Source organism: Kitasatospora sp. NEAU-69, assembly GCF_057158765.1.
Window position 1 is genome coordinate 216,997 of the sequence record NZ_JBWXUE010000004.1, and the last position, 14,120, is coordinate 231,116.

Sequence of the window (14,120 nt, forward strand, 5' to 3'; positions counted from 1 at the left end):
GTTGGTCCGTCCGGCCGCAGGCCGTTCGCCCGTCCGGGTTCAGGACCTGCCGAACACCTGACGGAGTGACAACTTCGTTGCTCCAGAAGGGTTCACCCGTACGGCGGCACTATTGGGCCGTCGGTGTGACAGGTGCCACACGTTCATGGTAAAGCTCTCATCAAATAGTTTGTGATACCGTTCACGAGTACCGAGAACACGCCGAAAGACCCAGTGGTAGCGGACGTTCGTCCCTGCGCCACTCGGTCCGGTGTCCCCGCACCGCGCGCCACCCGTTCTCGTTGAGCCCTCCCCCGTCCTCGACATGCCGCCGGAGTTGCCGACATGCCGTCCCACGACGCCCGGATCATCCGCGGCGCCGCAATCCCCACTGCGGCCGCCGGCGTTGTCGCCACCGCGATCTCCGCAGCGGTGGTCGGGAGCAAGGGGCTGATCGGCGCCCTCTTCGCGACTCTCCTGGTGATTGCCTTCTTCGCCTTCGGCCAGGTCGCACTCGACCGGCTGACCAGGAACAACCCGCAGATGATGATGGCCGGCGGTCTGCTGGTCTACACGACGCAGATCCTGCTGGTCGGCATCGTTCTCGCGGTGTTCAGGGGGACGACACTCTTCGACACCAAGGTCTTCGGCTTCACGCTGCTCGGCTGTGTCTTCATCTGGACCGGGTTCCAGGTGCGCGCCGCGCTCAAGCAGAAGACCTACTACGTGCAGACGGACCGGTCCGAACCGGCCGACCACAAGCCTGATGAACAGTCGAAGCCAGGGCGTCAACCGTGACCGACCCTGGCTGTCCCCCTGGCGAGGGGGGCGGTGTTTATGCGGTCCTGACAGGCTGCTATCGTCCGACGCAACAACGGAGTACGGGAAGCGGCCAGGTCCCGCCGCGCAGTGCGCACGCACAGCGCGGACAGATCGCCCCCCGGCCCCGCGCAGTCAGAGAAGATCCCGCGCCAGCACCTTGTGCCGGCGCGCCGGGTCCACGAGAAACCCAACACGATCCAGTGCCGCTACGTGGCCGCAAGCCGCGCCGACACACCGAGGTTGCCGTAACCATGCGTCACGACGAAGGAGTCCGTGGTGAGTGCTGACCAGCTCACGCAGCAGCAGCTTGCCTCCGGGGGCTGCCACTTGTTCTCCGGCTGCGGCTTCCCGGCCCCCGGCCTGGGCGAGTTCCAGTTCCACCCGATCTTCACCGTGGCGGGCGTGGCCTTCAACAAGCCCATGCTGCTGTCGATGATCTGCGCGCTGCTGGTGATCGGCTTCTTCTGGGTGGCGTTCGCCCGCCCCAAGGTGATGCCGGGCAAGCTCCAGCTGGTCGGCGAGATCGCTTACGACTTCGTCAAGCGGGCGATCGTCTTCGAGAACATCGGTAAAAAGGGCGAGAAGTACGTCCCGATGATGGTCTCGCTGTTCTTCTTCATCTGGATCATGAACATCATGTCCGTGATCCCGTTCGCGCAGTACCCGGTGATGGCGACGATCGGCTTCCCGGCCGGTCTCGCGGCCGTCATCTGGATCACGTACATGACGCTGACGTTCAAGAAGCACGGCTTCGTCGGTGGTCTGAAGAACCTCTGCTGGCCGTCGGGTGTTCCCGGCTGGGTCATGTTCATCCTGGTCCCGATCGAGTTCTTCTCGAACATCTTCGTGCGGCCGTTCACGCTCGCCGTCCGTGCGTTCGCCAACATGTTCGCCGGCCACCTGCTGATCGTCGTCTTCTCCGTCGCGACCTGGTACCTGCTGAGCCCGAGCCTGGGCGCGCTGTACGGGACCACCTCCTTCGTGGTGACCCTGGGTCTGACCGCGTTCGAGCTGCTGGTCCAGTTCCTGCAGGCCTACATCTTCGTGACGCTGGCCAGCAGCTACATCGCCGGTGCGCTGGAAGAAGCGCACTGAGCCGGTTGCGGCCCCCAGCCACATCCTCCCTCTGATCGTCCGGTGGCCAACCACCACCGGCTCACCACCCTGCAAAGGACACAAAGAGATGGCACTCGTCGAGCACCTCGCTGCGGTCAACGGCTCCATCGCGTCGGTCGGCTACGGTCTCGCCGCGATCGGCCCCGGCATCGGTGTCGGTCTGATCTTCGGTAACGGTGTGCAGGCCATGGCCCGCCAGCCCGAGGCTGCCAACCTGATCCGCTCGAACATGTTCATCGGTTTCGCCCTGACCGAGGCCCTCGCCCTGATCGGCATCGTCATGCCGTTCGTCTACGGCGTCAAGTAATCCTGCCGTAGTCACACCGGACGGAAGGTCCAGATATGTCGCTCATCGCGATGCAGCTGGCATCGGAGGAGTTCAACCCTCTGATTCCCAAGACGCCTGAGCTCGTCATCGGCCTGATCTGCTTCTTCGTGGTCTTCGGTCTGCTCGGCAAGAAGCTCCTCCCCAGCATCGAGAAGGTGCTGGCGGAGCGCCGGGACCAGATCGAGGGCGGCATGGAGCGAGCCGGGGCCGCACAGGCCGAGGCTCAGGCCCTTCTTGAGCAGTACCGCGCCGAGCTCGCCGAGGCGCGTCACGAGGCCGCTCGGATCACCGAGCACGCTCGTGAGCAGGGCGCTGCCCTGATCGGCGAGATGCGCGAGGAGGGCCAGCGTCAGCGCGAGGCCATCGTCGCCGCCGGCCACGCCCAGATCGAGGCCGACAAGAAGCAGGCGACTGCCGCCCTGCGCCAGGACGTGGGTTCGCTCGCTTCGCAGCTGGCCTCCCGCATCGTGGGTGAGTCCCTGGAGGACCACGCCCGGCAGAGCGGCGTGATCGACCGCTTCCTGGACGACCTGGAGGCCAAGGCCGCCGCGTCCACGGCGGTCGCCAAGTGATCGGCGCCAGCCGCGAGGCGCTGGCTGCCGGTCGCGAGAACCTCGACAGCCTGACCGACAACACCTCGGTGGACGCGGCCAAGCTGGCGGAGGAGCTCAGCGCCGTCACCGTGCTGCTGGACCGCGAGGTCTCGCTGCGCCGCACCCTGACCGACCCCTCGCGGTCCGGCCAGGACAAGGCGCAGCTGGTGGGCGCGCTGCTCACCGGCCAGGTCAGCGGCGAAACGGTGGACCTGGTCTCCGGCCTGGTCCGCTCCCGCTGGTCCGGCGCGCGCGACCTGGTCGACGCGACGGAGCAGCTCGCCGCGTACGCCGAGGTCATCGCCGCGGACAAGGCGGGCAAGCTGGACGACCTGGAGGACGAGCTCTTCCGGTTCGGCCGCGTCGTCGCCGGTTCGCACGAGCTGCGCGCCGGGCTGACCGAGCCCAAGGCCGGTGCCGCCGCCAAGGCGGAGCTGGTCAAGAAGCTGCTCGGCGGCAAGGCCCAGCCGGGCACCGTCCGCCTGGTCACCTCGCTGGTCACCAACCCGCGTGGCCGTAGCCTGGAGCAGGGCCTGGCGACCTACGCCAAGCTCGCCGCCGATCGCCGCGACCGTGTGGTGGCCCTGGTCACCACCGCAGTCGTGCTCAACGACGGCCAGAAGCAGCGCCTCGCCGGCGCGCTGGCCAAGCTGTACGGCCGCGCCGTGCTCCTGAACATCGACGTCGACCCCGCGGTCGTCGGTGGTGTCCGGGTGCAGATCGGTGACGAGATCATCGACGGCACCATGACGAGCCGCCTCGAAGGCGCTCGTCAGGCCCTCGAAGGCTGAGCCACCCGCACAGCAACATCCGACCCTCGGTCGGGCGCCGGTCCCATCCCACGGGGCAGCCGGCAGCACATACGAACGGCCGGTCCAACAGCACCGGCCGAGGATCGAATACTTGCGGCCCTCCTTGGGCGGGCCGAGGATCGCAACCTAGGAGAGCAGGGAAGCCTGATGGCGGAGCTTACGATCCGGCCGGAGGAGATCCGGAACGCGCTGGCCGATTTCGTCCAGTCGTACCAGCCGGACGCCGCCTCGCGTGAAGAGGTCGGCACGGTCACTGACGCGGCGGACGGTATCGCACATGTCGAGGGCCTGCCCTCGGTCATGGCGAACGAGCTGCTGAAGTTCGAGGACGGTACCCTCGGCCTCGCGCTGAACCTCGACACCCGCGAGATCGGTGTCGTCATCCTCGGTGAGTTCTCGGGCATCGAGGAGGGTCAGACCGTGCAGCGCACGGGCGAGGTCCTCTCCGTCCCGGTCGGCGAGGGCTACCTCGGCCGCGTCGTGGACCCGCTGGGCAACCCGATCGACGGTCTGGGCGAGATCGCCTCCTCCGGCCGTCGCGCCCTGGAGCTGCAGGCCCCCGGCGTCATGGTCCGCAAGTCGGTCCACGAGCCGATGCAGACCGGCATCAAGGCCATCGACGCGATGACCCCGATCGGCCGCGGCCAGCGCCAGCTGATCATCGGCGACCGCCAGACCGGCAAGACTGCGGTGGCGGTTGACACGATCATCAACCAGCGCGACAACTGGCGCTCCGGCGACCCGAAGAAGCAGGTCCGCTGCATCTACGTCGCCGTCGGCCAGAAGGGCTCGACCATCGCGTCGGTCCGTGGCGCCCTGGAGGAGGCCGGCGCGCTGGAGTACACCACGATCGTGGCTGCTCCCGCTTCCGACCCCGCGGGCTTCAAGTACCTCGCCCCGTACACCGGTTCGGCCATCGGCCAGGAGTGGATGTACGACGGCAAGCACGTCCTCATCATCTTCGACGACCTGTCGAAGCAGGCCGAGGCGTACCGCTCCGTGTCGCTGCTGCTGCGCCGTCCGCCGGGCCGCGAGGCCTACCCGGGTGACGTCTTCTACCTGCACTCCCGCCTGCTGGAGCGTTGCGCGAAGCTCTCCGACGAGCTGGGCGCGGGCTCGATGACCGGTCTGCCGATCATCGAGACCAAGGCGAACGACGTCTCGGCGTACATCCCGACCAACGTCATCTCGATCACCGACGGCCAGTGCTTCCTGGAGTCCGACCTGTTCAACGCCGGCATCCGCCCGGCCGTGAACGTCGGTATCTCGGTCTCCCGCGTCGGTGGCTCGGCCCAGATCAAGGCCATGAAGTCGGTCGCCGGCCGCCTGCGCCTGGACCTGGCCCAGTACCGCGAGCTGGAGGCGTTCGCCGCCTTCGGTTCCGACCTGGACGCGGCCTCCAAGGCCCAGCTGGAGCGCGGTGCGCGCATGGTCGAGCTGCTGAAGCAGGGCCAGTACCAGCCGTTCCCGGTCGAGGAGCAGGTCGTCTCCATCTGGGCCGGCACCACCGGCAAGCTGGACGACGTCCCGGTCGCGGACATCCGCCGCTTCGAGCGCGAGTTCCTGGACATGCTGCGGATCGAGAAGAAGGACCTGCTCGCCGCGATCGTCGAGACCTCCAAGCTGGAGGACGGCACGATCGACGCGCTGACCGAGGCGATCACCGCCTTCAAGCAGGGCTTCACCACGGCCGACGGCAAGCTGCTCTCCGAGCAGGCCTGAGTCCGGTAGCGAGGGAAAGGACGTAACGACCCATGGGAGCACAGCTTCGGGTCTACAAGCGCCGGATCCGCTCTGTCACCGCGACGAAGAAGATCACCAAGGCGATGGAGATGATCTCCGCGTCGCGCATCGTCAAGGCGCAGCGCGCGGTGGCCGCCTCCACTCCGTACGCCGATGAGCTGACCCGGGCGGTGACGGCGGTGGCCACCCGGTCCAACGCCAAGCACCCGCTGACCACCGAGAACCCGCAGGCCAAGACGGCTGCGGTGCTGCTGGTGACGGCGGACCGCGGCCTGGCCGGCGGTTACTCGACCAACGCCATCAAGGCGGCGACCGTGCTCAGCGCGCGGCTGCGCGCCGAGGGCAAGGACGTGGTCACGTACATCGTCGGCCGCAAGGGTGTCCAGTACTACGGCTTCCGCAACCTGCCGGTCGCGGCGTCGTGGACGGGCTTCTCGGACAAGCCGACGTACGGCGACGCGAAGACCGTGGCCAGCGACCTCATCGAGGCGTTCACGGCGGAGACCGGCGGGGTGGACGAGCTCCACCTCATCTCCACCAGGTTCGAGTCGATGCTGACGCAGACCGCCGTCGAGGCCCGGCTGCTGCCGCTGAAGCTGGACGAGGTCCAGCTGAGCGACAACAAGCCGGCCAAGGCGGAGATCTTCCCGCTCTACGACTTCGAGCCGTCGGCGGAGGGTGTCCTGGACGCGCTGCTGCCGCGGTACGTCGAGAGCCGGATCTACAACGCGCTGCTGCAGTCGGCCGCTTCGGAGCACGCCGCCCGGCGTCGTGCGATGAAGTCCGCCACCGACAACGCGCAGGAACTCATCAAGGCGCTCACGCGGCTTGCCAACTCGGCCCGACAGGCCGAGATCACCCAGGAAATCAGCGAGATCATCGGCGGCGCCAACGCCCTCGCCGACGCTAACGCGGGGAGTGAATAGACATGACCACCACTGTTGAGCCGACCACGGCGACGGGCCGCGTCGCGCGGGTCATCGGCCCGGTCGTCGACGTGGAGTTCCCCGTCGACGCGATTCCCGGCATGTACAACGCGCTGAAGCTCGAGGTCGAGGCGACCGACGGCAGCGGCAAGAAGACGCTGACGCTCGAGGTCGCCCAGCACCTCGGCGACGGCCTGGTCCGCGGCATCTCGATGCAGCAGACCGACGGCGTCGTCCGCGGCACCGTCGTCACCGACACCGGCAAGGCCATCGAGGTCCCGGTCGGCCAGATCACCAAGGGCAAGGTCTTCAACGCCCTCGGCGAGGTCCTGAACACGGACAAGGCCGAGTTCGAGGCCCAGGTCACGACTCGCTGGCCGATCCACCGCAAGGCCCCCGAGTTCAAGGACCTCGAGTCCAAGACCGAGATGTTCGAGACCGGCATCAAGGTCATCGACCTGCTCACCCCGTACGTGACCGGTGGCAAGATCGGTCTGTTCGGTGGTGCCGGTGTCGGCAAGACCGTCCTCATCCAGGAGATGATCTACCGCGTCGCCGAGAACTTCGGTGGTGTGTCGGTCTTCGCCGGTGTCGGCGAGCGCACCCGTGAGGGCAACGACCTCATCCACGAGATGGTCGACTCGGGCGTTCTGGACAAGACCGCGCTGGTCTTCGGCCAGATGGACGAGCCGCCGGGCACCCGCCTGCGCGTCGCCCTGTCCGCTCTGACGATGGCGGAGTACTTCCGTGACGTCGAGCAGCAGGACGTTCTGCTCTTCATCGACAACATCTTCCGGTTCACCCAGGCCGGTTCCGAGGTGTCGACCCTGCTCGGCCGGATGCCCTCCGCGGTGGGTTACCAGCCGAACCTGGCCGACGAGATGGGCCTCCTGCAGGAGCGCATCACCTCGACCCGCGGTCACTCGATCACCTCGATGCAGGCGATCTACGTCCCCGCGGACGACCTGACCGACCCGGCCCCGGCCACCACCTTCGCCCACCTGGACGCGACGACCGTTCTGTCGCGCCCGATCTCGGAGAAGGGCATCTACCCGGCCGTTGACCCGCTGGACTCGACGTCCCGCATCCTGGACCCGCGCTACATCGCGCAGGACCACTACGACACGGCCATCCGCGTCAAGGGGATCCTGCAGAAGTACAAGGACCTCCAGGACATCATCGCGATCCTCGGTATCGACGAGCTGTCCGAGGACGACAAGATCACCGTCCACCGGGCCCGTCGCATCGAGCGCTTCCTCTCGCAGAACACCTACGTGGCGAAGCAGTTCACCGGTGTCGATGGTTCGACCGTGCCGCTGAGCGAGACGATCGAGGCCTTCAACCGCATCGCGGACGGCAAGTACGACTCCGTCCCGGAGCAGGCCTTCTTCATGTGCGGTGGCATCGAGGACCTCGAGAAGAACGCTGCCGAGCTCGCCAAGAAGTAATCCGGAGCCGGCTCCGTGACCGACCATGAGGGGTGGTCCCCAAACCCTGGGGGCCACCCCTCATGGCTCAGGAGCTGTGATTCCGGTCATCTCTGCGCCGCCCGTTTCATGACAGCGGCGCGAGCCCGTTATTCTTACCGAAACTCCCGAGTGATCGGGCGTTGCAAGAGCCTAGGAGCCCACGTTGGCTGAGCTGCACGTCGAGCTGGTCGCAGCCGACCGCAAGGTGTGGTCCGGTGCGGCCACCATCGTTGTCGCCCGTACGGCCTCCGGTGACACCGGCATCATGCCGGGGCACACTCCCGTGCTGAGCGTGCTGGAGTCCGGCCCGGTCACCATCCGCACGACCGATGGCGGCACCGTCATCGCCGCCGTGCACGGTGGCTTCATCTCGTTCTCCGACAACAAGCTGTCTCTGCTCGCGGAGATCGCCGAGCTGGCGGACGAGATCGATGTGAACCGCGCGGAGCGCGCGCTGGAGCTCGCCAAGGGCGAGAGCGACGCACACGCCGAGCGCCGCGCCGAGGTCCGCCTCGTCGCGGCAGGCCGCCGTCCGGCAGCCTGAACGTAGTTCGACCGACGGTCCCGGGGACGCGCGAGCGTGACCCCGGGACTGTCGTATCGGTTGGTAGGTAACAGTGCCGTTGTGTCTTTGATACGACCGGCAAAACGGGGATGCGGGTAGCGAGGAGGTCGGTGAGCATGGTCCTCGCCCTTGTGGTGTGCGCGGCGGTCGTGGCCCTGGGGGTGGTCGGCCTGGTGGCGTTCGCGGTACGCCGCCGCGTCATCCAGCGAGGCGGTGGCACCTTCGACTGCAGTTACCGGCTCAAAATGCCGGCGGACGCCTCGACGCAGCCCGATCTCGACGAGAACGGACAACCCACCTCGGCCCCGGTCCCCGCGACCGATGGCAAGGGGTGGGTTTTTGGTATCGGGCGGTACAGCGGCGACCACATCGAGTGGTTCCGGGTCTTCTCGTACGCGCCGCGCCCGCGCAGGGTGCTGCCGCGCCGCGAGATCGAGGTGCTCGGCCGCCGCTACCCCGAGGGCCAGGAGGAGCTCGCGCTGCTCTCCGGCTCGGTCGTGCTGCGCTGCCTGCACAAGGGCGCGCCGCTGGAGCTCGCGATGAGCGACGACGCGCTCACCGGCTTCCTCGCCTGGCTGGAGGCCGCCCCGCCCGGGCAGAGGGTCAACGTCGCGTAGCCATCGATCGCTCGTTCGAGCGATCGATGCTCGTTTCCGTACCGGGCGCGAGTGCTGTTGTGCACACTGATCCCGTCCGCCCAGACTGTACGGAGGAGGTGTGTTCTCGATGACCGCTATGGCCTGTGAACCGGATCTCGCAGCCGCTCAGGCGGAGGTCTCCGAACTCGACGAAGTGCTGTGGCAGGCATGGAAGGCCCTCGAACTCCCCGAGGGCTATCGTGCCGAGATCGTCGAGGGGTCCATCGAGGTGTCACCAACAGGCGGAGGCAGCCACTCGCTCGCTGCCAACAGGCTTCGCCGGAGGCTGGATGCCTTCCTGGCGGACGGCGTGTTCGCCGCCCACCAGGACACGAACGTGCTGGCCGGTCGCAAGCTCTTCATCCCGGACGTCCTGGTGACGCTGGAAGATCTGCACGAGGTGCTCGATCCCGAGGGGATCGGTGCCGTCGCCGACCATGTCGCTCTGGTGGCCGAGGTGGTATCGCCCGGAAGGGACGCGGGCGACCGCGACCTGGTCCGCAAGCGCCGCGCGTACGCCCTGGCCGGCATCCCCGTCTACGTCATCGTCAACGACCACGACGACGACGGCCACGTCACCGTGCTCACCGAGCCCAACCCCAAGAAGGCCATCTACCGCGCCGAGATCCGGGTGCCCTACGGCACCGAGGTCACCATCTCCGAGGGCCCGGCCAAGGGCTTTGTGATCGACACCACGATCACCGGGGAGCCGCGCAAGGCTGAGTAGGCTTCGCGGCATGGTCAACCTCACTCGGATTTACACCCGCACCGGTGATGACGGCACCACCGCCCTCGGTGACATGAGCCGCACCACCAAGACCGACCCCCGGCTGCTCGCCTACGCGGACAGCAACGAGGCGAACGCCGCGATCGGCGTCGCGATCGCGGCCGGCGGCCTGGACGAGGGCGTGGCGGCGGTCCTGACCCGGATCCAGAACGACCTCTTCGACGTCGGCGCCGACCTGGCCACGCCGGTCGTCGCGGACCCGAAGTACCCGCCGCTGCGGGTCGAGCAGGGCTACATCGACCGGCTGGAAGCCGACTGCGACCGGTACAACGCCGAGCTGGAGAAGCTGCGCAGCTTCATCTTGCCCGGCGGCACCCCCGGGGCCGCGTACCTGCACCTGGCCTGCACCGTGGTCCGCCGCGCCGAGCGCGCGACCTGGGCGGCGATCGAGGAGCACGGCGACACCGTCAACCCGCTGACCGCCAAGTACCTCAACCGGCTCTCCGACCTGCTCTTCATCCTGGCCAGGACCGCCAACAAGGAGCGCGGCGACGTGCTCTGGGTGCCCGGCGAGAACCGCTAGGGGCTCTCCCAGGGCCCCGGCCCGCCGGCGGACGGCAGTTCGGCTGCAACTTTCTGGGTACAGCGCCCGGGCGGTGACGGGTGGTGAGATGGCCTCGTGCTCTCGTTCGATCTCAGCCCGCGCCGCGCCGACCGGGCGATCGCCGCCGCCGGCCTGGCCGGCGGGCTGCTGCTGATCGCGTTCCGGGCGTACTCCGACCACAGCCTGCCGCGCTGGCTGCCGCTGCTGCCGCTGCTGGCGATGTCGGGGCTGGAGCTGCTGCGCCGCCGCCGGCCGATCTGGGCGGTGAGCCTGGGCGGCCTGGTCTTCACGGGCAACATGTTCTGCGGCGGGCTGCTGGCCACCGTGATCATGTACACCGACCTGCTGTTCGCGGCGGTGCTCTACGGCGGCCGCCGGGTGTCCACCGTGCTGCACGTCGTCGGCGGGATCACCACGCTGGTGCTGACCAGCCTGGTCGCGCTGTACGGCTCGATCACCGACTCGCTGCCGGTCGCGGTCTTCGCCGGGCTGACCTTCCTCGCCCCGGTGTGGACCGGCGACCTGGTCCGCAAGCACCGCGAGCAGGCCGAGACCGAGCGGCTGCGGGCCGAGCAGACCGCGCTGCTGGCCGAGCTGGACCGGCGCTCCGCGGTGGGCGCCGAGCGCGCCCGGATGGCCCGCGAACTGCACGACGTGGTCGCCAACCACCTCTCCGCGATCGCCATCCACGCCACCGGCGCTCAGTCGCTGGCGCGCCGCCAGCACCGTCCGGTCGAGGACCCGCTGCTCGCCTCGCTCGCCGTGATCCGGCAGAACAGCGTGCAGGGGCTGGCCGAGATGCGGCGGATGATCGAACTGCTGCGCACCGCGACCGGCGTCGAGGAGTCGTACCAGGCGCCGAAACTGGACGCGCTGGACACGCTGCTGGACCGGGTCCGGCTCGCCGGCCAGGATGCCGGGCTGCTCTTCGAGGCCGAGCAGGACGGTGACCGCGCCGCGCTGCCGGCGCCGGTCGAGCTGGCCGCCTACCGGATCGTCCAGGAGTCGCTGACGAATGCGCTCAAGCACGCGGCGCGCGGTACCGTACGGCTGCGGTTGCGGCACGGGCCGCAGCTCGTGGAGATCGCGGTGGACAGCCCGTACCGGGCCGATGGCGGCCGTGCGCTGCCCGGCGCGCGGGCCGGACTGGTCGGGATGGGCGAGCGGGCCCAGCTGCTCGGCGGGACCTTCGAGGCGGGGCCGCACGGGGACGTCTGGCGGGTCCGGGCGGCGCTGCCGCTGGAGCCGGCCACCGGGCGCCCAGGCAGACGGACGTGACGTGGAGACGGACGTGATGGTGGAGACCGACCTGACGGTGGAGACCGACCTGACGGTCAGGGTCCTGGTCGCCGAGGACCAGGCGGCGGTGCGGGCGGCACTGGTGATGATCCTGCAGACCGAGCCGGACATCGTGGTCGTCGGCGAGGCCGGCGACGGCGAGGAGGCGGTCCGGCTCGCGCTGGAGCTGCGCCCCGACGTGGTGCTGATGGACATCCAGATGCCCCGCCTCGACGGCGTGGCGGCGACCCGCCGGATCACCGCGGCCGGTGCCGCGCAGGTGCTGGTGCTGACCACCTTCGACCTCGACGAGTACGTGCACGGCGCGCTGCGCGCCGGCGCGGCCGGGTTCCTGCTCAAGGACGTCGAGGCGGACGCTCTGGTCGCCGGCATCCACCTGGTGGCGCGCGGCGACGGGATGCTCGCGCCCTCGGTGACCCGGCGGCTGATCAACACCTTCGCCCGCCCCGACAGCCCGGACCCGGCGGCCGCGCTGGAGGTGCTGACGCCGCGCGAGCGCGAGGTGCTGGCCGCCGTCGGCGCGGGTCTGAGCAACAGTCAGATCGCCGGCCGGCTGCGGATGGCGGAGGCCACCACGAAGACCCATGTGAGCCGGATCCTGGCCAAGTTGGACCTGCGCAGCCGGGTCCAGGCGGCGATCCTGGCGCAGGATCTCGGCCTCGCCCTGCCACCCGCCCCGACCGCCGGCGCGGGCGCCTCCGCAGTCGATCCGCAGCCGCCGCGCTGACGCAGATCACACTCGTGAATCGCCCCACGGCCGCTCGGCTAGCACTACAGTCCGAGCCGTGAGCGGCGCTGCTCCCAGGAAAGACCCCTGCCCGGAGCGCGCCTGGACGGGATCTTCGGGAGAAGCAGCCATGAGCAGTGTTTCCACGCAGCGTCAGCAGATCGCCGTGATCGGCGCGGGCCTCATGGGCGCGGGCATCGCGCAGGTGTCCGCGCAGGCCGGCCACCCGGTGGTGCTGCGCGACGTCACCGAGCAGGCGCTGCGTCGCGGCCTGGACGGCATCGAGGCCTCGTACGCGAAGTTCGTCAGCAAGGGCAAGCTGACCGAGGAGGAGGCCGGCGCAGCGCTCGGCCGGATCACCACCACCACGGACCTGGGCGCGGTCGCCGAGGCCGACATCGTGATCGAGGCGGTCTTCGAGCAGCTGGAGATCAAGGAGGCGGTCTTCCGCGAGCTGGACAAGATCGCCAAGGACGGCGCGATCCTGGGCAGCAACACCTCCGCGATCCCGATCACCCGGATCGCCGCGGTCACCGAGCGCCCGGAGTCCGTGGTCGGCGTGCACTTCTTCTCGCCGGTGCCGCTGATGCGCCTGGTCGAGCTGGTCCGCGGCTACAAGACCAGCGACGCGACGCTGGCCGCCGCCCGCAGCTTCGCCGAGGGGGTGGGCAAGGAGGTGGTCGTGGTCAACCGCGACGTCGCCGGCTTCATCACCACCCGCCTGATCACCGCGCTGGTGGTCGAGGCGGCGAGCCTGTACGAGTCGGGCGTGGCCACCGCCGAGGACATCGACACCGCCTGCCGCCTGGGCTTCGGCCACCCGATGGGTCCGCTGCAGACGGCCGACCTGACCGGCGTGGACATCCTGCTGCACGCCGCGCGCAACATCTACGCGGAGACCCAGGACGAGAAGTTCGCCGCTCCGGAGATCATGGCCCGCATGGTCACCGCCGGCGACCTCGGCCGCAAGAGCGGCCAGGGCTTCTACAACCACAAGGGCTGACGGCCCTCTCCGGCGCTCTCCGGGCTTCTCTGGCCCTCTCCGGCGCTCTCGCCGCCGAGCACCCCGTCACCGCCGCCGGCACCGGCGCGCCCTTCTGCCCAGGGCGCGCGGTGCCGGGCGGGGACTGGTGAGTTTGCTCACGACGCTGCCTCGGATGGGTGATTTGCGCCGCAATCGAGCGTGAGTACCAGGCACTACTGCGTATATTCCCTCGGACGAGTGAAGTTGCTTCAGATCCGATGGGGAGCAGCAACCTGGACCGCTGGCGCGGCGTCAGATGGTGGGGGATTCGTGACCCGGGCCGCGCCCAAGCGCGGTGATGACGGCCGGCGGAGGAGGACAGCGTGCGCATCGTGGAGATCCGGACGGCCACCGGCCGGCGCGACTCGGTGGCCGGCGGCCACCTCGTGCTGGCCCTCGAAGGCCGACTGGACGTCCGCAGCGCCGCCGACGCGCGGGCCCAGCTGCACCAGGCCGTGGACGCCCTCAGCGGCGACCTGGTGCTCGACCTCGGTGGCCTGGACTCCTGGGACGCCACCGGCCTCGGCGTGATCATGGGCACCCACCGGCGGGCCGGCCGGCTCGGCCGGCGGCTGGTGCTGCGGGCCGTTCCGCCGCAGCTCCAGCGGCTGCTGGTGGCCACCCGGCTGCACCGGATCCTGGCGGTCGAGGGCATGGTGCCGGACCCGTGCGGCGCCACCCTGCCGGGCCTGGCCGGCGCGCCCGGCGCCGCCGTGCCGTCGGTGGCAACCCCGTCGCGCTGAGCCCC

Annotated in this window: 16 protein-coding genes; all 16 read left to right on the forward strand. The window is 69.2% G+C overall.

The features are described from left to right. The first annotated feature begins 324 nt into the window (after window positions 1–324). The 16 genes from AC060L_RS06920 to AC060L_RS06995 all read left to right on the forward strand — a co-directional run bounded on the left by AC060L_RS06920 (window position 325) and on the right by AC060L_RS06995 (window position 14,115). The gene (locus tag AC060L_RS06920) at window positions 325–777 is read left to right on the forward strand and encodes a Cg1360 family ATP-synthase-associated protein (protein ID WP_483797640.1); all 453 of its coding nucleotides are present in this window, start codon (window positions 325–327) and stop codon (window positions 775–777) included. 300 nt (window positions 778–1,077) lie between these two features. Beyond that, on the forward strand, window positions 1,078–1,896 hold the full coding sequence (atpB, locus tag AC060L_RS06925) for a F0F1 ATP synthase subunit A (RefSeq protein WP_483797641.1): 819 nt from the start codon (window positions 1,078–1,080) through the stop codon (window positions 1,894–1,896). A gap of 88 nt (window positions 1,897–1,984) precedes the next feature. Continuing rightward, window positions 1,985–2,224 (forward strand): ATP synthase F0 subunit C, encoded by a 240-nt coding sequence (gene atpE, locus AC060L_RS06930; protein ID WP_483797642.1) that lies wholly within the window; start codon window positions 1,985–1,987, stop codon window positions 2,222–2,224. A gap of 35 nt (window positions 2,225–2,259) precedes the next feature. Beyond that, window positions 2,260–2,817, forward strand: a complete 558-nt coding sequence (locus AC060L_RS06935) for a F0F1 ATP synthase subunit B (protein WP_483797643.1) — start codon at window positions 2,260–2,262, stop codon at window positions 2,815–2,817. Then, window positions 2,814–3,629, forward strand: coding sequence for a F0F1 ATP synthase subunit delta (locus tag AC060L_RS06940; RefSeq protein ID WP_483797644.1), 816 nt, complete (start codon window positions 2,814–2,816; stop codon window positions 3,627–3,629). The genes AC060L_RS06935 and AC060L_RS06940 overlap by 4 nt, the downstream gene beginning before the upstream one ends. 168 nt (window positions 3,630–3,797) lie before the next feature. Continuing rightward, window positions 3,798–5,372, forward strand: a complete 1,575-nt coding sequence (atpA, locus tag AC060L_RS06945; protein ID WP_483797645.1) for a F0F1 ATP synthase subunit alpha — start codon at window positions 3,798–3,800, stop codon at window positions 5,370–5,372. Window positions 5,373–5,404: 32 nt separating this feature from the next. After that, complete coding sequence (locus AC060L_RS06950) at window positions 5,405–6,319, forward strand: F0F1 ATP synthase subunit gamma (protein ID WP_483797646.1); 915 nt, start codon at window positions 5,405–5,407, stop codon at window positions 6,317–6,319. Between the two features lie 2 nt (window positions 6,320–6,321). Continuing rightward, window positions 6,322–7,767 (forward strand): F0F1 ATP synthase subunit beta, encoded by a 1,446-nt coding sequence (gene atpD / locus AC060L_RS06955; protein WP_483797647.1) that lies wholly within the window; start codon window positions 6,322–6,324, stop codon window positions 7,765–7,767. A 184-nt stretch (window positions 7,768–7,951) separates the two neighbouring features. Next, on the forward strand, window positions 7,952–8,332 hold the full coding sequence (locus tag AC060L_RS06960; protein ID WP_483797648.1) for a F0F1 ATP synthase subunit epsilon: 381 nt from the start codon (window positions 7,952–7,954) through the stop codon (window positions 8,330–8,332). Between the two features lie 137 nt (window positions 8,333–8,469). Continuing rightward, window positions 8,470–8,970, forward strand: coding sequence for a DUF2550 domain-containing protein (locus AC060L_RS06965; protein ID WP_483797649.1), 501 nt, complete (start codon window positions 8,470–8,472; stop codon window positions 8,968–8,970). Window positions 8,971–9,079: 109 nt separating this feature from the next. After that, window positions 9,080–9,718 (forward strand): Uma2 family endonuclease, encoded by a 639-nt coding sequence (locus tag AC060L_RS06970; RefSeq protein WP_483797755.1) that lies wholly within the window; start codon window positions 9,080–9,082, stop codon window positions 9,716–9,718. A 10-nt stretch (window positions 9,719–9,728) separates the two neighbouring features. Further along, window positions 9,729–10,301 (forward strand): cob(I)yrinic acid a,c-diamide adenosyltransferase, encoded by a 573-nt coding sequence (locus AC060L_RS06975; RefSeq protein ID WP_483797650.1) that lies wholly within the window; start codon window positions 9,729–9,731, stop codon window positions 10,299–10,301. 96 nt (window positions 10,302–10,397) lie between these two features. Then, complete coding sequence (locus AC060L_RS06980; protein WP_483797651.1) at window positions 10,398–11,600, forward strand: sensor histidine kinase; 1,203 nt, start codon at window positions 10,398–10,400, stop codon at window positions 11,598–11,600. Between the two features lie 16 nt (window positions 11,601–11,616). Further along, a complete protein-coding gene (locus AC060L_RS06985) occupies window positions 11,617–12,348 on the forward strand; it encodes a response regulator (RefSeq protein ID WP_483797756.1) in 732 nt (243 codons plus the stop codon). 130 nt (window positions 12,349–12,478) lie between these two features. Continuing rightward, entirely contained in the window at window positions 12,479–13,351 is an 873-nt protein-coding gene (locus AC060L_RS06990; RefSeq protein ID WP_483797652.1) for a 3-hydroxyacyl-CoA dehydrogenase family protein, read from the forward strand. 389 nt (window positions 13,352–13,740) lie between these two features. After that, on the forward strand, window positions 13,741–14,115 hold the full coding sequence (locus AC060L_RS06995) for an STAS domain-containing protein (protein WP_483797757.1): 375 nt from the start codon (window positions 13,741–13,743) through the stop codon (window positions 14,113–14,115). Window positions 14,116–14,120: the final 5 nt, after the last annotated feature.